General features: G+C 37.5%; 23 protein-coding genes. 19 read left to right on the top strand and 4 right to left on the bottom strand.

The genetic code is table 11. The features are described 5' to 3' along the window. Positions 1 to 29 precede the first annotated feature (29 nt). Positions 30 to 2,663 (top strand): zinc-dependent metalloprotease, encoded by a 2,634-nt coding sequence (locus tag ACVWYN_RS01210; RefSeq protein WP_457286996.1) that lies wholly within the window; start codon positions 30 to 32, stop codon positions 2,661 to 2,663. Positions 2,664 to 2,760: 97 nt separating this feature from the next. Here the strand turns inward: ACVWYN_RS01210 and ACVWYN_RS01205 are convergent, their stop codons facing one another. After that, on the bottom strand, positions 2,761 to 3,351 hold the full coding sequence (locus ACVWYN_RS01205) for a GNAT family N-acetyltransferase (RefSeq protein WP_457286995.1): 591 nt from the start codon (positions 3,349 to 3,351) through the stop codon (positions 2,761 to 2,763). A 47-nt stretch (positions 3,352 to 3,398) separates the two neighbouring features. On the opposite strand from ACVWYN_RS01205, the gene ACVWYN_RS01200 reads away from it, so the two are divergent. The 9 genes from ACVWYN_RS01200 to ACVWYN_RS01160 all read left to right on the top strand — a co-directional run bounded on the left by ACVWYN_RS01200 (position 3,399) and on the right by ACVWYN_RS01160 (position 9,810). After that, positions 3,399 to 3,590: a hypothetical protein gene (locus tag ACVWYN_RS01200; protein WP_457286994.1), complete on the top strand. Its 192-nt coding sequence runs from the start codon at positions 3,399 to 3,401 to the stop codon at positions 3,588 to 3,590. 22 nt (positions 3,591 to 3,612) lie between these two features. After that, positions 3,613 to 4,020 carry a Dabb family protein gene (locus ACVWYN_RS01195; protein WP_457286993.1) on the top strand — a complete coding sequence of 136 codons (408 nt, stop codon included), beginning with the start codon at positions 3,613 to 3,615 and terminating at the stop codon, positions 4,018 to 4,020. 38 nt (positions 4,021 to 4,058) lie between these two features. Further along, positions 4,059 to 4,505: a cytochrome B gene (locus tag ACVWYN_RS01190; RefSeq protein WP_457286992.1), complete on the top strand. Its 447-nt coding sequence runs from the start codon at positions 4,059 to 4,061 to the stop codon at positions 4,503 to 4,505. Positions 4,506 to 4,745: 240 nt separating this feature from the next. Next, positions 4,746 to 6,149, top strand: coding sequence for an anthranilate synthase component I family protein (locus ACVWYN_RS01185; protein ID WP_457286991.1), 1,404 nt, complete (start codon positions 4,746 to 4,748; stop codon positions 6,147 to 6,149). 7 nt (positions 6,150 to 6,156) lie between these two features. Continuing rightward, a complete protein-coding gene (locus tag ACVWYN_RS01180; protein ID WP_457286990.1) occupies positions 6,157 to 6,747 on the top strand; it encodes an anthranilate synthase component II in 591 nt (196 codons plus the stop codon). 1 nt (position 6,748) lies between these two features. Then, positions 6,749 to 7,540 (top strand): indole-3-glycerol phosphate synthase TrpC, encoded by a 792-nt coding sequence (gene trpC, locus ACVWYN_RS01175; protein ID WP_457286989.1) that lies wholly within the window; start codon positions 6,749 to 6,751, stop codon positions 7,538 to 7,540. 23 nt (positions 7,541 to 7,563) lie between these two features. Further along, on the top strand, positions 7,564 to 8,754 hold the full coding sequence (gene hflX / locus ACVWYN_RS01170; protein ID WP_457286988.1) for a GTPase HflX: 1,191 nt from the start codon (positions 7,564 to 7,566) through the stop codon (positions 8,752 to 8,754). 28 nt (positions 8,755 to 8,782) lie between these two features. Next, positions 8,783 to 9,160 (top strand): 30S ribosome-binding factor RbfA, encoded by a 378-nt coding sequence (gene rbfA, locus ACVWYN_RS01165; RefSeq protein WP_457286987.1) that lies wholly within the window; start codon positions 8,783 to 8,785, stop codon positions 9,158 to 9,160. Between the two features lie 5 nt (positions 9,161 to 9,165). Then, positions 9,166 to 9,810, top strand: coding sequence for a TonB family protein (locus ACVWYN_RS01160; RefSeq protein ID WP_457286986.1), 645 nt, complete (start codon positions 9,166 to 9,168; stop codon positions 9,808 to 9,810). Positions 9,811 to 9,812: 2 nt separating this feature from the next. Here the strand turns inward: ACVWYN_RS01160 and ACVWYN_RS01155 are convergent, their stop codons facing one another. Next, positions 9,813 to 10,688, bottom strand: a complete 876-nt coding sequence (locus ACVWYN_RS01155; protein WP_457286985.1) for a diacylglycerol/lipid kinase family protein — start codon at positions 10,686 to 10,688, stop codon at positions 9,813 to 9,815. Positions 10,689 to 10,742: 54 nt separating this feature from the next. Between ACVWYN_RS01155 and ACVWYN_RS01150 the strand changes: the two genes are divergently transcribed. Beyond that, positions 10,743 to 11,720, top strand: a complete 978-nt coding sequence (locus tag ACVWYN_RS01150; RefSeq protein WP_457286984.1) for an App1 family protein — start codon at positions 10,743 to 10,745, stop codon at positions 11,718 to 11,720. Between the two features lie 14 nt (positions 11,721 to 11,734). After that, positions 11,735 to 12,361 (top strand): leucyl/phenylalanyl-tRNA--protein transferase, encoded by a 627-nt coding sequence (gene aat / locus ACVWYN_RS01145; protein WP_457286983.1) that lies wholly within the window; start codon positions 11,735 to 11,737, stop codon positions 12,359 to 12,361. Between the two features lie 2 nt (positions 12,362 to 12,363). Here aat and ACVWYN_RS01140 read toward each other — a convergent pair whose 3' ends face one another. After that, positions 12,364 to 15,261, bottom strand: a complete 2,898-nt coding sequence (locus ACVWYN_RS01140; protein ID WP_457286982.1) for an SNF2-related protein — start codon at positions 15,259 to 15,261, stop codon at positions 12,364 to 12,366. Between the two features lie 401 nt (positions 15,262 to 15,662). Here ACVWYN_RS01140 and ACVWYN_RS01135 point away from each other — a divergent pair, with 401 nt between their 5' ends. The 7 genes from ACVWYN_RS01135 to ACVWYN_RS01105 all read left to right on the top strand — a co-directional run bounded on the left by ACVWYN_RS01135 (position 15,663) and on the right by ACVWYN_RS01105 (position 21,502). Next, positions 15,663 to 17,066, top strand: a complete 1,404-nt coding sequence (locus ACVWYN_RS01135; RefSeq protein WP_457286981.1) for a tetratricopeptide repeat protein — start codon at positions 15,663 to 15,665, stop codon at positions 17,064 to 17,066. A 65-nt stretch (positions 17,067 to 17,131) separates the two neighbouring features. Continuing rightward, positions 17,132 to 17,902: a phosphosulfolactate synthase gene (locus tag ACVWYN_RS01130; protein WP_457286980.1), complete on the top strand. Its 771-nt coding sequence runs from the start codon at positions 17,132 to 17,134 to the stop codon at positions 17,900 to 17,902. 5 nt (positions 17,903 to 17,907) lie between these two features. Further along, on the top strand, positions 17,908 to 18,651 hold the full coding sequence (locus ACVWYN_RS01125) for a shikimate dehydrogenase family protein (protein WP_457286979.1): 744 nt from the start codon (positions 17,908 to 17,910) through the stop codon (positions 18,649 to 18,651). Further along, positions 18,648 to 19,229, top strand: a complete 582-nt coding sequence (gene gldD, locus ACVWYN_RS01120) for a gliding motility lipoprotein GldD (protein WP_457286978.1) — start codon at positions 18,648 to 18,650, stop codon at positions 19,227 to 19,229. The genes ACVWYN_RS01125 and gldD overlap by 4 nt, the downstream gene beginning before the upstream one ends. 10 nt (positions 19,230 to 19,239) lie before the next feature. Further along, the gene (locus ACVWYN_RS01115; RefSeq protein ID WP_457286977.1) at positions 19,240 to 19,878 is read left to right on the top strand and encodes an MBL fold metallo-hydrolase; all 639 of its coding nucleotides are present in this window, start codon (positions 19,240 to 19,242) and stop codon (positions 19,876 to 19,878) included. Between the two features lie 10 nt (positions 19,879 to 19,888). Beyond that, a complete protein-coding gene (locus tag ACVWYN_RS01110) occupies positions 19,889 to 21,121 on the top strand; it encodes an FtsX-like permease family protein (RefSeq protein WP_457286976.1) in 1,233 nt (410 codons plus the stop codon). Between the two features lie 3 nt (positions 21,122 to 21,124). After that, entirely contained in the window at positions 21,125 to 21,502 is a 378-nt protein-coding gene (locus tag ACVWYN_RS01105) for a hypothetical protein (RefSeq protein WP_457286975.1), read from the top strand. A gap of 4 nt (positions 21,503 to 21,506) precedes the next feature. Here ACVWYN_RS01105 and ACVWYN_RS01100 read toward each other — a convergent pair whose 3' ends face one another. Then, the gene (locus ACVWYN_RS01100) at positions 21,507 to 22,349 is read right to left on the bottom strand and encodes a menaquinone biosynthesis family protein (protein WP_457286974.1); all 843 of its coding nucleotides are present in this window, start codon (positions 22,347 to 22,349) and stop codon (positions 21,507 to 21,509) included. Between the last annotated feature and the right edge of the window lie 29 nt (positions 22,350 to 22,378).

Raw genomic sequence — 22,378 nt, 5'->3', positions numbered from 1 at the left:
AATTGCTATTTTAGGTGAAAAATTATTGCATGAGAAAACATATATGGTTATTGCCCTTAGCCGCACTGCTTGCATTCAGCGCTTCTGCTCAGGATAAGAAAAAAGCATTGGAAAAGACAGTCGATTCCGTTAAAAAAGTTATTGCGCCACCCGCTAAGGCAAGTATAACGGAGAAGATTAAGTCCAGCAAAAAAATTGATGGCCTTTTTACCCTTTATAAGGATACCGTTACGGGCAGTTTGCAGCTGTATGTAAAGAAAGAGCAGTTAGGTAAAGATTTCATTTACCAAAGCTTTTCCATGGGCGGACCAACTACTTTGTTCTTAAATCAGAATATGATTAGAAGTACGCTCTTATTTCATATCAGCAAAGCAGATGATAAGATCGAATTCCTTCAGGAGAATACCAATTTCTATTATGATAAAGCTAATCCGGTAAGCAAAGCGGCAAATGTTGACGTCTCTGATGCCGTATTTTATTCGGATAAATATAGTGCGAGTGATGAAGGTGGTTACCTTGTATCAGTTGACGGGCTTTTTATAAGCGACAAGTTAGATCCGGTGAAGCCGATAACACCTCCAGGAATGCCTCCCGGTGCTATGTTTAATCTTGGAAACCTGAATACTTCTAAGTCTAAGTACACAACTGTAAAATCTTTTCCTGGTAATACAGATGTGGTGGTAGATCTAGCCTATGATAATCCGATGCCCTTTAACGGAGGAGGTAAAGACATCACCGACGCCCGGTACGTAAGGGTTAAAATGCAGCATTCATTTCTTGAGGTTCCTAAAAACGACTTTCGTGCCCGCAGAGATGATCCCAGAGTAGGTTATTTTGGAGCAGAAGTAGATAATCTTACTTCACTCTCTCCAACACCATACAAAGATTTCATTAGCCGTTGGAACTTAAAGAAAAAAGACCCATCTGCTAAATTAAGTGAGCCAGTAGAGCCTATTGTTTTCTGGATTGAAAACACTACACCCTTAGAATACCGCCCAATTATTAAAGAAGCCGGAGAGAAATGGAACGAAGCATTTGAGAAAACAGGGTTTAAAAACGCTGTTGTTATGAAACAAATGCCAGATCATGTAGCCTGGGATCCTTCAGATATTGCTTACAACGTGATTCGCTGGGTTTCTTCAGCTTATCCGTCATACGGCGCAATTGGCCCAAGCTTTTATAATCCTTTAACCGGACAGATTCTTGGTGCCGATATTACTGTTGAATGGCGTTCTGGTGCTGGTGTAGCGGTAACCGACGAGCTTTATAACGGAGGCAATGCTGCCGCGATGTCCTTGCCATGGGAAAAACCAGCCGAAGCCTTAGCCGAAACTCAGCAAGGTATGCGTTACAACAAAAACCACATGGCTACCTGTGCCCTTGCTCAGGAATTGAGTATGCAATATCAAACTGGTTTATCGGCCATTGAGGTTTTGGATGCAGATATGCCAGAAGCAAAAAGAGCTGAGACCATAAAGGAAATGCACAAGGAATTTCTTTATTATCTGATTATGCACGAAATGGGCCATACCTTAGGATTAAACCACAACATGAAGGCCAGCCAAATGCTTAGTCCGGCACAAATGAACGATGTTAAACTAACCCGTAAAATAGGCTTGCAAGGATCTGTAATGGATTATCCTGCAATCAATGTGAGTTCTGATCGTAGTAAACAAGGCGATTATTATACTACAAAGGCCGGTCCCTACGATCTTTGGGCTATTGAATATGGCTATACGCCCTTTACAGCGGCTGAAGAAGAAGCCGGGTTAAATAAGATCCTGAGCAGGAGCACTGATCCCCAACTTGCCTTCGGTAATGATGCAGATGATATGCGTAGTCCGGGTGGTGGTATAGATCCAAGGGTAAACGTTAACGACCAGACCAACGATATGGTTACTTATGGTGAAGACAGGTTAAAGCTGCTCAATTCCATGATCCCGAAGTTGAAATCCAGGTTCAGTAAACCAGACCAAAGCTACCAGGAACTTCGCAGCCGTTACTTGCAACTTAACGGACAACGGTTAAGTATGGCCACCGCATTAAGCCGTTTTATTGGTGGGGTATATGTCGACAGGAGCTTTGTGGGTCAGAAAACTTCAACAGCACCTTTTACACCTGTTCCTGAAGACTACCAGAAAAAGTCGTTGGCATTATTGAGTAAATATGTTTTTGCTCCAGATGCTTTTGATGCAGATAAAGCACTATTCCCATACCTGCAAATACAAAGAAGGGGCTTTGGTTTCTCTGGAAATAATGAAGACATCAAACCTCAAAACACCTTTCTATCACTACAAATGAATACGCTTGCGCAGTTGCTACATCCATCAACTTTGAGCAGAATCAACAACAGTGGTTTGTATGGCAATACCTATTCGGTTGCCAGTGTTTTGAATGATCTTTCTGACGATATCTTTGCTGCGGATTTAAAAAGCAACGTTAACCTTTTCCGTCAAAATCTTCAAACAGAATATGTAAAAGCACTTACAGCTATCGTTGCATCGCAGGGAGGTTATGATAATGCCAGCAAGGCAGCAGCCTTGTCTACGCTAATAAAAGTTAAAGATCAATTGAGCGCAGCAGCGAGTACTGATGAGCAAACTAAAGCGCATAGAACGGCACTTAACTTTACAATTGATAAAGCGTTATCAGTAAATAGATAGTAAACCGAAATAGAAATTGGTAAATCTAATTTCAAAAAGAAAAGTCCGGTTGATCTGAATTCATTTCAGGCAACCGGACTTTTTAGTTTTAAATGGATTAACCCAGTCGGCTTTTTAAAGATTCCTTAATCCGATCAAACCATTCCGGTCTTAGTATACTCAGTATTATAGAGTCTCGTCTGTTTCCATCAGGCAGTTTTAGACTTTGCCTCAATATTCCTTCTGGTGTGCAGCCAATGCTTTTCATGGCAGCTATACTAAGCTCGTTCTTTAAATCCGCCCTAAACTCTACCCGCTCCATGTCTAGTGTTTCAAAAGCAAATTTTAACAGCAGGTATTTGCAACGTTTGTTAATGCCCGTTCCGCGACTTTTACTCGCATACCAGGTATAGCCCAGTTGTGTAGTTTGATGAAACGGCTGCATGTCATAAAATCTGGTGCAACCTATGTATTGCTGTTCCAGCTTGTCAAATACAATAAATGGATAGCTTGTTTTAGCGTTGCGCTGCTTTAAGGCCTCTTCAATATAATCCCGCATTCCTTGTTCTCCAACCAGACTTACGGCCGAGTATTTCCAGGTGTCAGGCTCAGTTGATGCATAAGATACAAGGTTTATATAATCGCTTGCTTCAAGCGGCCTGAGTAAAACACGATCATCTTCCAGGGTGTAATTTTTAGAGAAGTCCATTCCTCAATATAGCAAAATACCGGTTAAGTTTCCCACATATCCGGCCTTTGTCCTACATTTCTCCCACAGAAGCGCCACTTAGGGTGCTTTTTGTGGGAGAAGTATGGGAGAAATATAAGAGAATTGTAGAAGAAGTATACAACGAGCTTCCTGCTTTGGATTACATGAACAAATGGTCAGTAAATTTTACCCGACAATTTATACTAAGCCGAATTAAAGACTATTGGAGAAATGCCTGATGTGTATTATCTTTATCAGATTATGAAACCTAACAGAAGAAAATTTTTAGGAACTGCTGCGGCACTTGCTGCAGGTACAGTTGCCGCCAAAGCAATGCCTTTTACAAGTATGGAAAATAAATATCCCGTTGTTCACCATGTGTTCTTCTGGTTGAAGAACCCGGATTCTAAAGAAGACAAAGACAAGCTGATTGCCGGCTTACATAAATTGAAAAAGATTGAAACAGTTAAAGAGTTGCATGTAGGTATTGTAGCTTCCACTGAAAAGAGAGATGTTGTAGATGTTAGCTGGAGTGTGTCAGAACTTATGCTATTTAGTGATTTGAAAGGCCAGGAAGTTTATCAAACACATCCATTACACCTGGAGTTTATCAAGAATTGCAGTCCGCTTTGGGAAAAGGTTGTTGTTTATGATGCAATTGAAGCATAAAGAGAAACATATTCTTTAAGTTTGAAAAAAATTAAATTATGTATAACATATTAAAGAGCGCCCACTCCGGATGGCGTTACATTGTTTTAACGTTATTGATTCTAGCATTTGTACAAGCACTTGCAGGATGGATGGGTAAAAAGCCATATACCGAAACCAACAGGAAGTTTAATGTATTTACACTAATTTCAGCACATATACAGTTGTTGATTGGCCTAGTCCTTTATTTTATGAATGACTGGTACAAAGTTGATAGCAGTGTAGCGATAGGCCGTTATTGGAAAATGGAACACATTGGTATGATGGTGCTTGCTATTGTTTTAATTACCTATGGTAATGCAAGATCTAAGAAAACAGCAGATGCCGGACCAGTTAGGCACCGTAATATTGCCCTTTACTTTGGTTTAGCACTGGTTCTTATTGTGGCGGCTATCATTGCTATGGTAAAAGCAGATCCAACACGCTCATTGTTTGGTATTTCATAAAATTGACAATTTAATTTTGCTTTGTAACTTTTATTTATATTTTTGTTGAACATGATTAACATTATACATACTTGGCAATGGCGTAGTAATTCTGAAAAGAGTTTCGTCCCATCCTTGTGTACCTTATAGTTTATCAACCTAAACCGACCACATTGAAACCCGACGTAGAACATACGCCGGGTTTTATTTTTTTACAACTAATTTAAAATGAGATCCTGATACAAATTCAGGATAATGAGTATGAGTAATTATAAAATCAGTACGGCCTATAAAAAGCGACTCGCAGATACAACAACCCCTGTAAGTATTTACCTGAGGCTGAGGGATGTTTTTCCGAACACCATACTATTGGAGAGTTCAGATTACCACAGTCGCGAAAACTCAGTTAGTTATGTTTGTGCTGAGCCAGTATCTGGTATAGTGCTAGAGAAAGGCATGCTTAAAACCTATTTTCCAGATGGCAGAAAGGAAGAGAAAGATAGTTTCGTGCTAACAGAAGAGCTGGAGCGCTTTAAAAATGAATTTATACCAGATGTATTGGAAGACAAGCGCTACATATCTAGTGGCCTTTTTGGTTATTTTACCTGGAATGCAGTTCAGCATTTTGAGGATATCGTATTCACTGCCCAATCGCCTAAGCAAGATGAAATACCATTAATGCAGTATCATATTTATAGGTATATTATTGCAATTGATCATTTTAGAAACGAGATTACTATTTTTAAAAATACTTTCAACGACGATGAGACTGATGATTTAGAGAAGATTGAGTACATTATTAAAAACAAAAATTTTCCTGAATACAGTTTTAAGACTAATGGCGAGGAGACCTCTAACCTAAAGGATCAGGATTTTAAGGAGATTGTTGAAAAGATGAAAAAGCACATTTTGCGGGGTGATGTGTTTCAGATCGTTCCTTCAAGAGCATACAAGCAGGCTTTTTTGGGAGATGAATTTAATGTATACCGCTGTTTAAGATCTATTAATCCTTCTCCATATCTCTTTTACTTTGATTATGGCAACTTTAAGCTATTTGGTTCATCACCAGAAGCACAGATTACGATAAAGAACAATGTGGCAAATATCTTCCCAATAGCGGGAACATTTAAGCGGACAGGTAATGATGAAGAAGATGCTGAACAAGCCAGAAAACTGGAAAATGATCCTAAAGAAAGTGCAGAGCATGTCATGTTAGTGGATTTGGCAAGAAATGACCTGAGCAGGCACTGTACTGGAGTAGAGGTTAAGTCGTTCAAACAAGTGCAATACTACTCTCATTTGATCCACCTGGTATCAAAAGTATCTGGAAATTTGCAGGCCAATGTACCTGTTTTCAAAATAGTGGCTGATACTTATCCAGCTGGTACGCTGAGCGGGGCACCAAAATACAGGGCTATGCAGTTGATTGATGAATACGAGGGATTAGATAGGAATTTCTATGCAGGTGCCTTAGGTTATCTGGGTTTTAACGATGAGTTTAATCACTGCATTATGATCAGGACCTTTATGAGCAAAAACAATGAGTTGCATTACAGGGCAGGGGCCGGGATAGTTGCAGATTCTATTGCAGAAAATGAATTGAACGAAGTAAATAATAAAATTGCTGCATTGAGAAAAGCAGTTCAAATGGCAGCTGATATTTAATATAGAAATGATAGACAAGGAAAATAAACCTAATAAGGTTTTGGTTATAGATAATTATGATTCTTTTACCTACAATCTGGTGCATTTGGTAAATGAATTGGGTAGAGATGTTGAGGTTTGGAGGAATGATAAATTTGAGCTGGGCGATGCAGATCAATTTGATAAAATCTTGCTATCTCCCGGCCCCGGAATCCCAGTAGAAGCCGGGTTGTTGCTTGACGTGATTAGAACCTATGCGCCTACCAAAAGTATATTTGGCGTATGCCTGGGTCAGCAAGCCATTGCAGAAGCATTTGGAGGAAGCCTTTTGAACCTTGGCAGACCAATGCATGGAATTGCAACACCTATAACTGTAATTGATAGGGAAGAGTTATTGTTTAAAGACTGTCCGGATGTAATTAATGTTGGCAGGTATCATTCTTGGGTTGTTAGTAATGATGGCTTGCCAGATTGCCTTACGGTGACTGCTACAGATGATGCAAATGAGATCATGGCATTGAGACATAAGGAACTGGATGTTCGTGGTGTTCAGTTTCATCCGGAGAGTGTGCTTACGGAATATGGGAAACAGATGATGAAAAATTGGTTAGAAAGCTAATATGAATATTTTAGATCAAATTGTATTAAGGAAACGCGTTGAAGTTGCAGAAGCAAAGCAATTGGTTTCTGTTGAGCAGCTCAAACAGGAGCCTTATTTTAAAAGGGATACCTATTCTTTTAAAGACTTTCTTTTGGCGCAAGACCGTACAGGTATTATTGCAGAATTTAAACGGAGGTCTCCCAGTAAAGGGGTAATTAATGGTCTTGCTGATGTAAGCGAGGTTACCAGAGGCTATGCTGCAGCGGGAGCATCAGCACTGTCTGTATTAACTGATATTGATTTTTTTGGCGGTAAGCCGGCCGACCTGCTAGAAGCGCGGGCTGCCAACGATATTCCTATATTAAGGAAGGATTTTATGATTGATGAATATCAGTTGCTGGAGGCGAAGGCCTGGGGGGCAGACATCATTCTGTTAATAGCAGCCATATTAACACCGGCAGAAGTTAGATTCCTTTCAGGCTTTGCAAAGGACCTCGGACTTAATGTATTGCTGGAAGTTCATAACCAGGAAGAGTTGGAGCGAAGCATTTGTAATGATCTGGACGCCATTGGGGTGAACAACAGAAACCTGGCTGATTTTACGGTGAACATTCAGACTTCTTTTGATCTGGTTAAACAAATACCAGATCAGTTTATGAAGATTTCTGAAAGTGCGATTAGCAATACAGATACGATTAAGGATTTGAAAGGCGCAGGATTTAACGGATTTCTTATTGGGGAAAATTTTATGAAGACGGCTAACCCTGCATTGGCTATGCAAAGCTTTGTAACTGAATTGATCTCGGTATAACTTTTGTATCTTTGTACTTTACAATGGGAAAACAGAAAACTTACGATACAGCACTTAAACAGGAGCGCGCGGTACTTGTTGGGGTAATCAGACCTGGTGAAAAGGCTGAAGAGACTAGAGAGTATCTTGATGAGTTGGCTTTTTTGGTGGATACAGCTGGTGGTGTGGTAGACCATGAGTTTACTCAGAAGATGCTAAAGCCAGACCGTGCTACCTTTGTAGGTACAGGAAAATTAGAAGAGATACAGGCTTATGTAAAGTCTGAGGAAATAGATATGGTAGTGTTTGATGACGAGCTATCGCCATCTCAATTAAAGAATATTGAACGCGAGCTACAGGTTAAAGTACTTGATCGCAGTAACCTGATATTGGATATTTTTGCCGGACGTGCGCAAACGGCGCAGGCGAAAACTCAAGTCGAACTGGCACAGCTTCAATATCTTTTACCAAGGCTTACCAGACTTTGGACCCACTTGGAGCGACAAAAAGGGGGTATTGGTATGAGAGGTCCGGGTGAAACTCAGATTGAGAGTGACAGACGGATGATCCTGGAAAAGATATCTTTATTAAAGGGCAGGTTAAAGTTAATAGACAAGCAAAATGAAACCCAACGGAAGAATCGTGTTCAGCTAATTAGGATTGCGCTGGTTGGTTATACCAATGTTGGCAAGTCTACCATTATGAACATGCTTTCAAAATCAGATGTTTTTGCAGAGAATAAGCTGTTTGCTACATTAGATACGACTGTTAGAAAGGTAGTAATAGAAAATGTTCCTTTCCTTTTGTCTGATACAGTTGGATTTATCAGGAAATTGCCGCATCACCTTGTGGAGTGCTTTAAATCTACACTGGATGAGGTGCGAGAGGCAGATATATTGATTCATGTTGTTGACGTATCGCATACCCACTTTGAAGATCAGATCAATGTGGTAAACGAAACATTAAAAGATCTTGGTGCAAGAGATAAGCCGACCATTATGGTATTTAATAAAATTGATGCCTATATGAATCCTGAGCTACAGGATGAAGAAGGGGAAGCTGTGACATTGACACTGGAGGACTTTAAAAAGAGCTGGATGGGTACAAATAATGCTCCTGCACTTTTTATATCTGCATTACACAAAGAAAATTTAGAAGAATTTAAGCAATTATTATACGATAAAGTTTTAGCCCTTCATACAGAACGCTATCCATATGATAAGCTGCTATACTAGTTGAAAGTTGTTTTAAAATAAAGAAATTATGGAAAGTAAACGTCAACAGAAATTTGCCGGAGTGCTACAAGAAGAATTGGCCGCGATTTTTCAGCGAGAAGGAGCAGCATATTTACCAAATACGCTGGTTACCATTACAAAAGTAAGGGTATCACCAGATCTTGCCGTGGCTAAAGTTTATTTAAGCTTTCTAAATACCAATAATACTACACTTACTGTTGCAGAAGTAAATTCTCATGCGGGAGAAATCCGTTATAAGTTAGGCTCTAGAATTCGCCACCAGGCAAGGGTAGTTCCTACATTAACTTTCTTTCTTGATGATACCAATGAATACGTAGAACATATGGATAAGATCTTTGATAAGATTTCCAAAGAACGTAAAGAAGACGAGGATCAGGCAGATTAGTAGACATGAAAAGTTGTCTACTTGTTTTATTAATTTTTTTAGGGATAGACCTTTGCGCCCAACCCTCATTAAAAGGAGGATTGGATGCATTTGTTCAAAATAATAAGATTTACCCAAAGTATTCACTAGCCAATTGCATTAGCGGGACTGTTACTATTGCATTTAAGCTCGACAAAAATGGTAAAGTATATTATTCTGAGGTGAGAAATGGTATAGGTACCGATCTGGATAATGAAGCGCTGCGATTAATTAGAATGAGCAGCGGTAAGTGGATTGTTCCAGTCGATCATGATACAACAGTGGCTATTCTTGTCCCGATATCATTTAAGCTAACGGATTGTAATGGGCGCACAGCGCAGGATATTAATCTGGCCATATCGGCTTACAAAGCAAATACTGATTTGACGAATACCATCCTGAATTATTACCGGGATAAAGAGGTAGGTAAAAAGCCTGGTATAGGGGAAAGTAAAGTAGCGGAACTGAAAGCCGCTTTGGGTTATGATGATAATTATGTGTCTCAGCGTTTGCAGGATGGGAAGAAAAAATTAAAGCAGGGCGATTTGCAAGGTGCATGTGAAGAGTTTAATTTTATTAAATACATAGGCTCTGATATCTCTAAAGATCTGCTTGCTAAGTATTGCAAGTAAAGTTATACGATAACACTAATTGCATTAATGATAATAGTGGCATCCACTTTATTTACCTTGCCTATATATTCCCCATCTACCTGAAAATGTACTTTGCGTTTGGTTCTAATGTTAAGGTCTGTAATTTGGAATACCTCTATGTTTTTTGGGTTTAACTTCATGTCTGTAAACTTCAATTTTAAAATCTCCATTACAGAATATTTTTTAACAAGTACCACTTCAAATACCCGATCGTCAAGCTTTCCTTCAGGATTTATTTTTACACCTGTACCATATCTGGTTGCATTGGCAATGACCACCATTGCGGCTTCTGAGCGGATCATTTTGTTTTTAATTTTAAAGGTCACGTCCAACTTATGATGGCTCCATAATGCCTGCCATGCTGCTTTAGTGTAGCCCCACATGCCTCTGTGCTTAAGGCTGTTAAATTTCTTAACCAGGTAGGCATTAAAACCAATATCTGCGAGGTGAATACACAACTCACCATTGACTGTTATTGCATGGATTTTTTTTGGTTTTCCGTGAAGACAAAGTTCCAGCGCTGGAATAGGCTCTGTTGGAATCCCTAATTCTTTAGCCATTCCGTTTGCTGATCCGGCAGGTATAATACCGATGGGTATATTTTTACCTAAAAGACACGCTGCAACTAGTTTTACGGTTCCATCGCCGCCCACTGCAATTATCTTATCTGCAGCAACTTCTGATATTTTGTCTTTTAGCTCTTGAATGGAAAAGTTTTTTGATAGCGTATAAATTTCGAACAGATGATCTGATTTTGCGAGGTACTTTTCAATAATTTCTTTAAGATCTTTCTCACCACTACCTGACCCTGGGTTTAATATTAAGAGTAATTTTTGCTTTTCAACTGTGTTGGACATTGGGTATTATTTAATTACACAAACAAGTTTGGGGGTACACTGTTTTAATTAGTGATGAAAAAATCTATTAGTGTTAAAGTCTACCATGGATATGGCCATACGAATAATTTGGTGGTGTATGGTCATGTTTTTAGATTTAGGGCTAAAACAACCCAGAAGTTTAGCAATCGGCTTTCTGTAAATATCATCCACTTATTTAAGCTATTTATTCTAAAGCCATATCCTTTTGTTAAAGTGAGGCTACTATTTAATGGTCAGGTAGTTAGCAATACTACAGAATACGACGGTTTTTTTAAGTTTGAATGGAAAGCCAACACTGAAGTTAAGGCAGGCTGGCACAGCGTACAAGTAGAAGCAGTGGGGAACGATGGCTTAGTGCTGGCAAGTGGTGAGGGAAAGATTTTTGTGCCGCATATTACTCAATATGCTTTCATTTCTGATATAGACGATACCATTATGGTTTCGCATTCTGCAAAAATCACCAGGAGGTTGCGAGAGTTGCTCATTAAAAATCCACGGACAAGGAAGACCTTCAAGGACGCCTACAGACATTACAGTTTGCTGGCTATTGCGCATACTGATGTTGCTCAACCCAATCCTTTTTTTTATGTTTCCAGTAGTGAGTGGAATCTATACGATTATCTGGTTGAAACGTTTAGGTTTAACAAATTACCTGAAGGCGCTTTCCTGCTAAATCAGATAAAGCGTTGGAAAGACTTAATAAAAACCGGAAAAACAGGGCATGATGGAAAGCTGATCCGTGTGATGAGAATCCTGGATGCATTCCCTAATCAGAAATTTGTCTTCTTTGGGGATAATTCTCAGCGAGATCCTTTAATTTATACGGCTATAGCAGAAAAATACCCTAAAAATATTGCAGCAGTATATATTAGAAATGTGAGGAAGGGAAAAGAATTAGAAACCATTGATTTGTTAAAAAGAATCAGCAATCAGCACATCAGTACCTGCTTATTCAACACAAGTGAAGAAGCGATACAACATTCTAAAAGCATTGGGCTCATCACAGATTAGTGTTATCATTGTAAATGGTTTTTAGATTGCCCGATGAGGAGGTTGTTTTTCCAGATCCAAAACTGGCTGATCCGGATGGGTTACTTGCCGTAGGTGGCGACTTAAGTGTTGAGCGCTTACTTTTGGCTTATCAGAATGGTATATTTCCGTGGTTCAGCGAAGATGACCCCATTTGCTGGTACTCCCCGCACGAACGCTGTGTGATTTATCCGAAGGCTATTAAAGTGAGTAAAAGCATGAATAAACTGATTAAATCAGGGAAATTTAACGTGACTTACAATATAGCTTTTGAAGATGTGATTTTGAATTGCGCTGAAATTGGGAGGAAAGACCAGCCTGGAACCTGGATAACCGAAGAGATGCAAGCGGCTTATATTAGTTTATTTAAACAGGGATATGCAAGTAGTGTTGAAGTTTGGATAGGAGATGATCTTGTTGGTGGTTTATACGGTGTGATGTTAGGAAGAGTTTTTTGTGGAGAAAGCATGTTTAGTTTGGTTAGTAATGCATCTAAAGTAGCGCTCATAAATTTATGCCGTTCAGATAAATATGGTCTTATCGATTGCCAGCTTCCCAATGATCATCTGCTGAGCTTAGGTGCAGTAATGATAGAAAGATCTAAGTATATGGAATGGCTTTAAGCCTAACTTAAAATCTCTTGAATATCTTCTTTACTTAGAGACTTGATAAAGCTTTCTTCTGTTGTGATTAATGAATTTGCCAGTCTTTTTTTTCTGTTTTGTAATGACAGTATTTTTTCTTCTACCGTATCTTTAGAAATGAATTTGTAAATAAAGACTTTCTTTTCTTGCCCGATACGATGGGTTCTGTCTATTGCCTGCTGCTCTACAGCCGGATTCCACCATGGATCTAAGATGAAAACATAGTCGGCCTGGGTTAGATTCAAACCCACACCCCCTGCTTTTATAGAGATTAGAAAGACTTTTAAGTCGGTGTTTTTTTGGAAATCCGCTACAATCTCGCCCCGGTTTTTTGTTGAACCGTCAAGGTAGGAAAATGGAATTTGCTCTCTTTCAAAGTATTTTCTGAAAATGCTTAAATGCTTAACGAACTGTGAAAAAATAAGCACTTTATGACCGCCTTTTAGTACGTTATCCAATGTATGAATTACATTCTCAAACTTTCCTGAATCTGATTCATATTGATCATCAATCATTACCGGGTGGTTTGCCAGCTGGCGTAGTGCAGTTAAACCTTGAAGTAATTGAACTTGTTTTTTCTTGAAAGATACATCGTCCATGCTGCTTAGCAAATCGTTACGATAGGCAGATTTTGTTTTCTCATAACATGCCGCTTGATCTTCACTCATGTTACAGTAAAATATTTGCTCTGTTTTTGAGGGAAGCTCTGCAGCTACCTGTTCCTTGGTTCTGCGTAAGACAAATGGTTTGATGATGGCCTGGAGCTTTTTTGCCTTCTCTTCATCTTTGCGTTTTTCTATGGCCTGCACATACTCTTCATTAAAAAAGGATTGCGTGCCTAAAAGACCAGGATTTAAGAAGGAAAGTTGTGTCCACAAATCGCTTACAGAATTTTCCACTGGTGTACCACTTAGAATTAGTTTGTTTTTAGATTTAAGTGCTTTTACAGCCTTAAATGATTTAGATGATGGATTTTTTATGTTTTGACTTTCATCTAGAATGATGTAGTTGAAATAAAATTCTTTTAAAATGTCTATATCAACTCTGGTTATGCCGTAAGTAGTTATAATGATGTCATACTTTGCAAATTTACTTACCTCCTTATTCCTGGATGTACCTGTATGCGCATGGATTTTTAGCTTGGGCGTAAATTTTTTTGCCTCATTTAACCAGTTGTAAATTAGTGATGTGGGCATTACTATTAAAGAGGTGCTACATTTTAAATTTTCCTCATCCTCTTCTTTGAGTTTTTGAAGCATAGCCAATGTCTGAATCGTTTTTCCTAATCCCATATCATCTGCCAGGCAACCACCAAAATTATATTCCCTTAAAAAGCTAAACCAGTTATAACCTGCTTTTTGATAACTTCTCAGATCGCCCTTAAAATTTATTGGCATTTGTACATCAGCAATATTTTCAAAGTCGTTTAACTTTTCTAGTTTTCTGCTGAGGGTAACACTGGCTATCCCATCTTCTGCCAATTCATTAATTAAACCGATATGGTATTTTTTTAGGCGCAGGTTTTTTGAACCATCCGAGAGACTGAACAGGCTGCCATATTGGGTAAACCACTTTTCTGGAATGATAGCAATTGACCCGTCAGGTAAGGTAAACTCTCTCTTTTTATTTAAAATATGCTGTTTTAAAGAGATGAAGGGAATAGGATGGTTGCCGAAATAAACAATAGCATTGATGTCAAACCAATCGTTATCCTCCTTAACTTCAAAATCTATCTTGTTTGTTGCAAAAAGAAATCTCTTATGTCCGGTTTGCGGTTCAATTTCAAATCCCTTCTCTGTAAGTTCAATGATATGTTCGTTTACCCAATTGATAATTGCATAAGAATTTTCCTCTTCCTGATGAAGGTTCAATACTTCTAGATTGTAAAACAGGGCGCTTACTTTTTTTAAGCCCATGCTTAAAAGCAGGTCGAAGTTTAGCTTTTCAAAACCTGTGTCTCGCTTAATTCTGGTAAACGTATAGTTTTCACCCTCTTTTAATAGTCGCACAGTAACCTTTTTCTCACTGCCCATTGTAAATGCATATTCACCATATTTGAAATACAGCTGAAGTTGAGAAATGCCGTTTTCAACATAAATTACTTTGATGGTAGGTGTTGGATTAAATTTGGCAGTTTTAATTTCGAAACCTTCAGCATAGACATGATATTTTTCTATCAAAGGCCCCACAAACTTCTCAAAGTAGGTTTCTTCTGTAGCTTTTGGAATGGTGATAAAACGCTTATTTAAGAATGGCAGGAGTTTTTTTCCTTCAATATCCTGCTCAAAGAAATAGATCATGTCATTAAGCAATAACCATGCAGGCTGGTTGCTGATGATCTGAGCATCTTTAAACATAAAATCGATGCGATGGTCCTCATATTTTATAGTTGGGAAATACCTGGTTTCCTCCTCATTTCTCCTGAAATGGAAAAGAACAGTTGAGGGAGATGTTGCGATATCGATCCTTCTTTCGGCAGGCCATCCATCGCTATCTGTTAAATATAATGACGATTTGCTTTTAAGTATTTCCAGGACTTCTGATAATCTTTTTTCTATTCTTGGACGTACATTATCATAAAATTTATCATTAAAAAACTTGCTGAAAAATTCTACTGGTCTGACTGCCTTTTTATGGTATTTCTTAATGATAAAGTCCTGTTCAGTTTCATCGAGGATCTTGATTAATTTAAAATCCTGCTCAGTTAGTTGGGATGCAAATTCTTTAGCAGTATGAGAGAAGAGCCTCTGATAGGTTAAGGAAAAATCACCCTGTGGATTCAGTTGAACAATATGAGGTTCAATGAGATACCCCAAATACGTATGCTTACATAATGAATATACAATTTTGCAAGGTTTGGTACTATCTACACGTAACATTGATCAAAGATTAAAACAAAAGCATCAGATGAAATTAAAATCTTTAAACATACATCAAATTAGTACGCTTTCAAATAAACTAGGATATTATTCCTTCATTTTTATAGGTTTTGATTAAAGATCAAACTTTATACATTGTGCCAGCGGTAAAATATTCGCATATTTTAGGATGGATTTTGAAGGGATTACCTATGTTTTTCATGACCTTTAGATTACCCGTGTTTAGTTAATGTTACGTTATTTTGTAAAACATTTTCCTCCGCAATCCCGATAGTATTTATTATCAGTTAATTATAAAAATGGGTGTTTGTATGTGGAAAATTATTTGTCGAGTTATACAAATATTATTGTAAACTTATAACAGATATTCAATAGGGATTTGTTCTTAATCGTTCGATGTTATGGAAGAGGAATTTTATTTTGAGTTTAATGACGATGCCCAACGTTCTGTAGAGCGTTATGAAGAAATGATACGCAATCAGGATCAGTATTTTTTTGATGCGCAGGCTTTTGAAAATATCATAGATTATTATATTGAAAAAAACGACCCTGTAAAGGCACTTCAGGTTATTGAATATGCTGTAAACCAACACCCCTATGCTGCAGTGTTCCTGGTTAAACAGGCGCAATTGTTTTTTGCGACAGATCAGTTAGATCGGTCTTTTCTAGCTTTACAGAAAGCAGAGATGCTGGAGGCATCGGACTCTGAAATTTATTTGTTAAGAGGAAATATTTATAATAGTTTGGAGCGTTATGCTGAGGCATTGGATAATTTTCAGACTGCATTAAAATTTGCGGAAACAACCGATGAGATTTTGCTCCATATCGCATATGTTTATCAAAATATGCTGGATTATGAAAATGCGATTATTTATATTAAACAAAGTCTTGAGCTCAATATGGAGAACAAGGATAGTTTGTATGAACTTGCTTTCTGCTATGACATTTTGGATAAACAAGAGGAAAGCATACAGTTTTATGAAGAGTACATAGACAAGGATCCATACTCCTATGCGGCTTGGTATAATTTGGCAAATTCTTATCATAAACTTGACCTTTTTGAGAAAGCTATAGATGCGTATGATTACGCCATATTGATAAAGGACAATTTTGCTTCTGCATATTATAATAAGGGTAATGCATTGGTACAATTGGATCGTTATGCAGAGGCAATAGAGGTTTATAAACAGACCTTTGAATATGAAAAGCCAAATGCAGATACCTATTGTGCAATTGGTGAATGTTATGAGAAGCTGGAAAAAATGGATGAGGCGCGATCGTACTATAAGAAATCGGTAAAAATGGACCCTAAAATGGCTGATGCCTGGTTTGGTATCGGTGTTACCTTAAATTTTGAGGAACGGTTTTTTGAATCTTTGCATTTTTACAGAAAAGCAATAGGGTTGGATGATGAAAACCCAGATTTTTGGTTCGCAATGGCAGACGCCTATTATAAACTTGGTCAGATAAATGAATCTGTGGATGCTTATCATAAAGTTTTGGAGTATAATCCGCTGGATGTGGAGGCATGGCTGGATTTTTCAACTGTGTTATATGAACAAGGTAAATTGCTGGAAGCATCTGAAACAATTGCAGACGCTATCAAGAACAATCCTGACGCAGCTGAGCTTTATTATCGCATGGTGGCTTACCTGTTTGCACTTGGACAAAAGAACGACGCACTTATATATCTGGAAACAGCATTGGCTATAGATCCTGAAAAGCACTACATACTTTTCGAGTACTTGCCTCAATTACAGGAAAATGGCTCTATTTTAGAGGTAATAAGTCGGTTCATAAAATAATACCCAATTGTTTATTAAATATTACTTGTAAAAACTGTCTGATTTTTTTCACCTTTGTGGTCAATATGAATTATTCATTAAATAATATACCAGAGCGCCCTGATAAACCCCGTAATAAAGGGATCACCATGGTAATGGATAAAGGACTAAGTTTAAGACAAACTGAAGATTTTATAGATGTTGCTGGTGTTCATACAGATATTGTGAAATTAGGGTGGGCTACTTCTTTTGTAACACCAAAACTGAAAGAAAAGCTTGCAATTTACCGGTCAGCCGGACTGCCTACCTATTTTGGAGGCACACTGTTTGAAGCCTTTATTATCCGGAATCAGTTTGACGACTATTGCCGTGTGCTGGAGCAGTTTGGAATGGAATATGTAGAAGTTTCTGATGGATCGATTACTATTGAGCACGACTTAAAGTGTGAGTACATTCAAAAGCTATCCAAGCATGTTACTGTTATATCAGAGGTTGGATCAAAAGATGCAGCAAAAATATTTGCCCCTTATAAATGGATTAAATTGATGCAGGCTGAGTTGGATGCAGGTTCATGGAAAGTTATTGCTGAGGCTAGAGAGGGAGGTAATGTTGGTATATACCGTGGTTCTGGAGAGGTAAGAGAAGGATTAGTTGATGAAATATTAACTCAAATACCTGAAGAGACAATCATCTGGGAAGCCCCGCAAAAGGAGCAACAGGTTTGGTTTATTAAATTGCTTGGTACGAATGTTAACCTTGGTAATATTGCTCCTGCAGAGGTTATCCCATTGGAAACTATTAGATTAGGTTTGAGGGGAGATACTTTCGATTATTTTTTGGACCTTAACAATTTATAATTCTAATGAGAAAATTTGGACTTATAGGTTTTCCTTTATCTCATTCTTTTTCTAAAAAATTCTTTACTGCAAAGTTCGAAAATGAAGCCATAGCTGATTGCCAGTATGAATTATATCCATTAGCGAATATTGGAATGCTTGCTGGGTTGATCAATGGCGACACAGAACTAGAAGGGTTAAACGTAACAATTCCTTATAAGCTGGAAGTATTGGCAATTATAGACGAAATTGATGAAGCTGCTAGAGCAGTGGGAGCAGTTAATTGCATTAAAATAGATCGGGCAGGAGGTGTAATTTCACTTAAGGGATTTAATACAGATACCTATGGGTTCGAAGAATCTTTAAAACCACTACTGGAGCCTCAGCATAAAAAGGCGCTTATTTTAGGTGATGGGGGTGCTGCTAAAGCAGTTAAATATGTTTTAAGTAAATTGAACATACCCTTTATTTTAGTGACAAGGAGGCAATCAGACTCTTCAATACTTTACACAGATATTACTCCAGAGTTGATGGGAGAACATACCATCATTATCAATACCACGCCTCTTGGAATGTCTCCAGATGTAATATCTTGTCCTGAAATTCCATATCATGAATTGAATTCTTCTCATTTGGTTTATGACCTGGTTTACAATCCGGAAGAAACTACATTTCTGAACAAGGCAAGGATTAACGGATCGAAGGTAAAAAATGGACTAGAGATGTTATACCTTCAAGCAGAAAGATCATGGTATCTTTGGAATAAATGAAGAAACTCACAGCAGTTTTTTGTTCTTTTTTATTTGCATTGCTTTCTTGCAGTGGCGATAGTTATGCGCCAAAACCTCGTGGCTATTTTAAAATAGATTTCCCAAAGAAGTCTTATCGGAAATTTGATAGCAGTTGTGCTTATTCTTTTAACTATCCTGTATATGCGGATATGATACCTGAAACATCTGGAAAAGGGCAAGCGTGCTGGTACAATTTGGATTTCAAGCAATTTAACGGAAGGTTACATCTTACCTATTATGATGTACTTAATAAAACGGAGTACGAAGGTTTGGTGGAGGACGCCAGAACATTTGCTTTTAAACATACCGTAAAGGCTGATGCAATTGACCAAAAACTAATTAATTACCCAAACAGGAAGGTTTACGGCATATATTATGCTATAGAAGGTAATACAGCTTCATCTGTACAGTTTTTTTTAACTGATAGCATTAAGCATTATTTTAGGGGAGCGTTGTATTTTAACGAACGGCCACAATATGACTCCATTCAACCAGTGATAACGTTTATAAAAAAAGATATCGACAAAATGATTGAGACCTTTAAATGGAATAATTAGCCAGTATACGATGATTAAAATTAAGCAGTTTACATTCAACCCAGTAGGTGAAAATACCTATGTATTATACGACGAGACTAAGCAATGTGTGATCATCGATCCTGGGATGTATGATGGTGAAGAGCAAAACGAGTTGGCTAGCTTTATAAAGCTTGAGAAATTAAATCCTGTTCTTTTACTCAATACGCATTGCCACTATGATCATGTTTTCGGTAATAAATTTGTGTTTGATATTTGGGGGTTAAAACCGCAATTTCATAGAGGTGAATTGGTCGTTCTTCAGGCGATTTCAAGTTATCTGCCAGCAATGGGCTTAAAGTACGATTTGTCGCCCGAACCCGATGTTTTTCTTCCTGAAACGGGAGAGATCTCTTTTGGAGATAGTATTTTAGAGCTAATTTATGCTCCTGGACATTCTCCTGCACATTTGTGCTTTTATTCCAGGATTGATAATTTTTTAATTGGTGGAGATGTATTATTCTATAACAGTATTGGACGTACTGACCTTCCCGGTGGAAATCATGCCCAATTATTAAACAGTATAAAGAACAACTTGTTTAAACTGCCCAATGACTGTAAGGTTTACCCTGGTCATGGTTCGACAACAACTATTGGGTTTGAAAAATTAAATAATTCTTTCTTAAAATAAGACTAAGATTTTGAATACCCCATTTTATATCGCCAGAAGGTATCTCTTTGCAAAAAAGTCTACCAATGCTATTAATATTATATCAACGATATCAGTTGTTGGGGTATTTGTAGGAAGTGCTGCCTTGATCATCATTCTATCTGTATTTAATGGATTTGGTGAGGTTGTGTTGAAGATGTTTAACACCATTACACCAGAAATTGTGATATCACCAAAAGCAGGGAAGACTTTTGATCCTAATTCTGCTTATTTTACAAGTCTAAAAAAAGATCCATCTATATATTCTTATTCAGAAGTCTTATCAGAAAATGCACTGTTAAGGTATAACGATAAGCAATCTGTTGGCCTAATAAAGGGTGTAAGTGAACAATACCTAAGAAACAATAGTCTAGATAGTATTACTGTTGAGGGTAAGTTTTTATTGAACAACAGTTCTGGATCATATGCTGTTTTAGGATCTGCCCTCCAAACATATTTGATGGTTAATGTCACTGACCCTTTTAATCAACTCCAGATCTTTTCACCGAAGAAGGGTAAAGCTTTGAATTCGATTAATCCTGCAGATGATTTTACCGTATTGTCTATCCCTGTATCAGGTATATTTGAGGTACAACAAGATTTTGATAATATGGCGGTTGTTCAGCTGAAATTTGCGAGAGAACTTTTGGGTGAGCCAGTGAAAATTTCTTCTATTGAAATCAACCTTAAGCCAGGTGTCAATGCAGATGAATTTAAAGGACTTATAGAAGAAAAGATAGGTAAAAAATTTGAAGTTAAAGATAGGATTCAACAAAATAAGGTACTTTACAATATTTTGGGAACTGAGAAATGGGCTGTTTATGTAATTTTAACTTTTATCTTAATAATAGCTATATTTAACATCATTGGCTCCCTAACTATGCTTGTGATAGACAAATTAAAAGACATCGCCATACTCAGTAGTTTGGGCGCTGGAAAATCATTAATAAAAAGGATTTTTCTATTTGAGGGGATGATGATTACAATGACTGGCTGTATATTTGGACTAGTAATGGGATTTGTTTTTTGTCTTCTACAGCAAAAATATGGTATGGTAAAGATGTCTCAGGAAAACTTGATGATATCTAATTCTTATCCTGTTGCATTGAAATGGATGGATTTTTTGCTGGTGTTTCTAACAGTTAGTCTATTTTCTTTTGTGGCATCAGCTTTATCAGCTAATTTAAGCGTTAAAAAAATTGATTATTTGAATCAACAATTATAAACTATGAACTTTCTCACCAGATATATAATCCTTGCCATATCATTTATTACCATGCTTGCAGCTTGCAAAAGGAAGGCTGCAAATGAGGAGAAACATGCGCCAAAGGTTTTTAAGGGCCTATATAGCTTTGGTCCTGAAATTAAGTCTTTTACTGATTGTGAAGAAGGAAAGGAATATTGGGTTGCGGACAGTGCAAAAACGTTGGAGCTAGCTTATAGCAATTTTAACTTTGAAAAGCCTTACGAACCTGTATATATTGAAGTAGTATGTCACCTGATAAAATCTGACAGTTCAATTGTATCATCTGATTTTGATTCCACAATGGTGGTAACGAAAGTACTTAAGATTACAAAAGAAATTCCAGATGGGCCTTGTAACTAGTGTTTTAACTGGTTAAGAATAAATTATGCTGTAGGGGGTTTATTATTCCTCTTTCTGTGGCAATTTTAAAAAGAACCTCAATTGCGTTTCTTCCTTCAACTCCCAGATTCATTGAAAATTCATTTACATATAGATCTATATGTTTATACATTACTTCTTCACTCATCTCTTGCGCATGATACTTAATAAAATCGAGTCCCGATTTTGGGTTCGCAAAAGCATACGCTACAGATTTTTTTATCAATCGGTTTACCTTTTTCTGAACATCTATATCTAAAGACCTGTTTACTACAATTCCACCCAGTGGAATAGCACAGCCAGTTAAACTTTCCCAATAACTACCTAAATCAATAATTTTGTGAAGACCCTTTTCAGCATAGGTAAATCTATTTTCATGAATAATAACACCCAAATCAATGTTGTTTTTTAACAACGCAGCCTCAATCTCCGAAAAAGCCATGATATTTTTATTAGTTAGGTGTGGGTAGGCTATTCCAAGTAAAAAATTGGCTGTGGTGTATTTACCTGGTATTCCAACTCGCAATTCATTATCAAGATTAGCCGAAGCAAGTAGCTTTTTGTCTTTACATATCAGCAAAGGGCCAACACCAAATCCAAGCGCGCTACCCGCATCAAGTATTACGTATTGTTGGTTAACATACGCATAAGCATGAAAACTCAGTTTACTAATGTCTAGCTGTGCATTTAAAGCTTTTTGGTTAAGTGTCTCTACATCGTCAAATGAAACTTCAAATTCTAACCCTTCCGTATCAATCTTTTGATGTATCAAGGCATCGAAGATAAAAGTATCATTTGGGCATGGGGAAAATCCTAGACTAAGTTTCATGGTATAAATGTAAACACAATATGAAAGTT

This window comes from Pedobacter sp. UYP24, assembly GCF_054057295.1.
The sequence above is the reverse complement of the archived record's forward strand: the minus strand, read 5'-3'. Positions and strand labels throughout refer to the sequence as shown.

What these genes read in the sequence shown, in the direction of transcription:
- ACVWYN_RS01210 (WP_457286996.1), top strand. Translation starts at nt 30, where the DNA reads ATGAGAAAACATATATGGTTATTGCCCTTAGCCGCACTGCTTGCATTC.
- ACVWYN_RS01205 (WP_457286995.1), bottom strand. Translation starts at nt 3,351, where the DNA reads ATGGACTTCTCTAAAAATTACACCCTGGAAGATGATCGTGTTTTACTC.
- ACVWYN_RS01195 (WP_457286993.1), top strand. Translation starts at nt 3,613, where the DNA reads ATGAAACCTAACAGAAGAAAATTTTTAGGAACTGCTGCGGCACTTGCT.
- ACVWYN_RS01190 (WP_457286992.1), top strand. Translation starts at nt 4,059, where the DNA reads ATGTATAACATATTAAAGAGCGCCCACTCCGGATGGCGTTACATTGTT.
- ACVWYN_RS01185 (WP_457286991.1), top strand. Translation starts at nt 4,746, where the DNA reads ATGAGTAATTATAAAATCAGTACGGCCTATAAAAAGCGACTCGCAGAT.
- ACVWYN_RS01180 (WP_457286990.1), top strand. Translation starts at nt 6,157, where the DNA reads ATGATAGACAAGGAAAATAAACCTAATAAGGTTTTGGTTATAGATAAT.
- trpC (WP_457286989.1), top strand. Translation starts at nt 6,749, where the DNA reads ATGAATATTTTAGATCAAATTGTATTAAGGAAACGCGTTGAAGTTGCA.
- hflX (WP_457286988.1), top strand. Translation starts at nt 7,564, where the DNA reads ATGGGAAAACAGAAAACTTACGATACAGCACTTAAACAGGAGCGCGCG.
- rbfA (WP_457286987.1), top strand. Translation starts at nt 8,783, where the DNA reads ATGGAAAGTAAACGTCAACAGAAATTTGCCGGAGTGCTACAAGAAGAA.
- ACVWYN_RS01160 (WP_457286986.1), top strand. Translation starts at nt 9,166, where the DNA reads ATGAAAAGTTGTCTACTTGTTTTATTAATTTTTTTAGGGATAGACCTT.
- ACVWYN_RS01155 (WP_457286985.1), bottom strand. Translation starts at nt 10,688, where the DNA reads ATGTCCAACACAGTTGAAAAGCAAAAATTACTCTTAATATTAAACCCA.
- ACVWYN_RS01150 (WP_457286984.1), top strand. Translation starts at nt 10,743, where the DNA reads ATGAAAAAATCTATTAGTGTTAAAGTCTACCATGGATATGGCCATACG.
- aat (WP_457286983.1), top strand. Translation starts at nt 11,735, where the DNA reads ATGGTTTTTAGATTGCCCGATGAGGAGGTTGTTTTTCCAGATCCAAAA.
- ACVWYN_RS01140 (WP_457286982.1), bottom strand. Translation starts at nt 15,261, where the DNA reads ATGTTACGTGTAGATAGTACCAAACCTTGCAAAATTGTATATTCATTA.
- ACVWYN_RS01135 (WP_457286981.1), top strand. Translation starts at nt 15,663, where the DNA reads ATGGAAGAGGAATTTTATTTTGAGTTTAATGACGATGCCCAACGTTCT.
- ACVWYN_RS01130 (WP_457286980.1), top strand. Translation starts at nt 17,132, where the DNA reads ATGAATTATTCATTAAATAATATACCAGAGCGCCCTGATAAACCCCGT.
- ACVWYN_RS01125 (WP_457286979.1), top strand. Translation starts at nt 17,908, where the DNA reads ATGAGAAAATTTGGACTTATAGGTTTTCCTTTATCTCATTCTTTTTCT.
- gldD (WP_457286978.1), top strand. Translation starts at nt 18,648, where the DNA reads ATGAAGAAACTCACAGCAGTTTTTTGTTCTTTTTTATTTGCATTGCTT.
- ACVWYN_RS01115 (WP_457286977.1), top strand. Translation starts at nt 19,240, where the DNA reads ATGATTAAAATTAAGCAGTTTACATTCAACCCAGTAGGTGAAAATACC.
- ACVWYN_RS01105 (WP_457286975.1), top strand. Translation starts at nt 21,125, where the DNA reads ATGAACTTTCTCACCAGATATATAATCCTTGCCATATCATTTATTACC.
- ACVWYN_RS01100 (WP_457286974.1), bottom strand. Translation starts at nt 22,349, where the DNA reads ATGAAACTTAGTCTAGGATTTTCCCCATGCCCAAATGATACTTTTATC.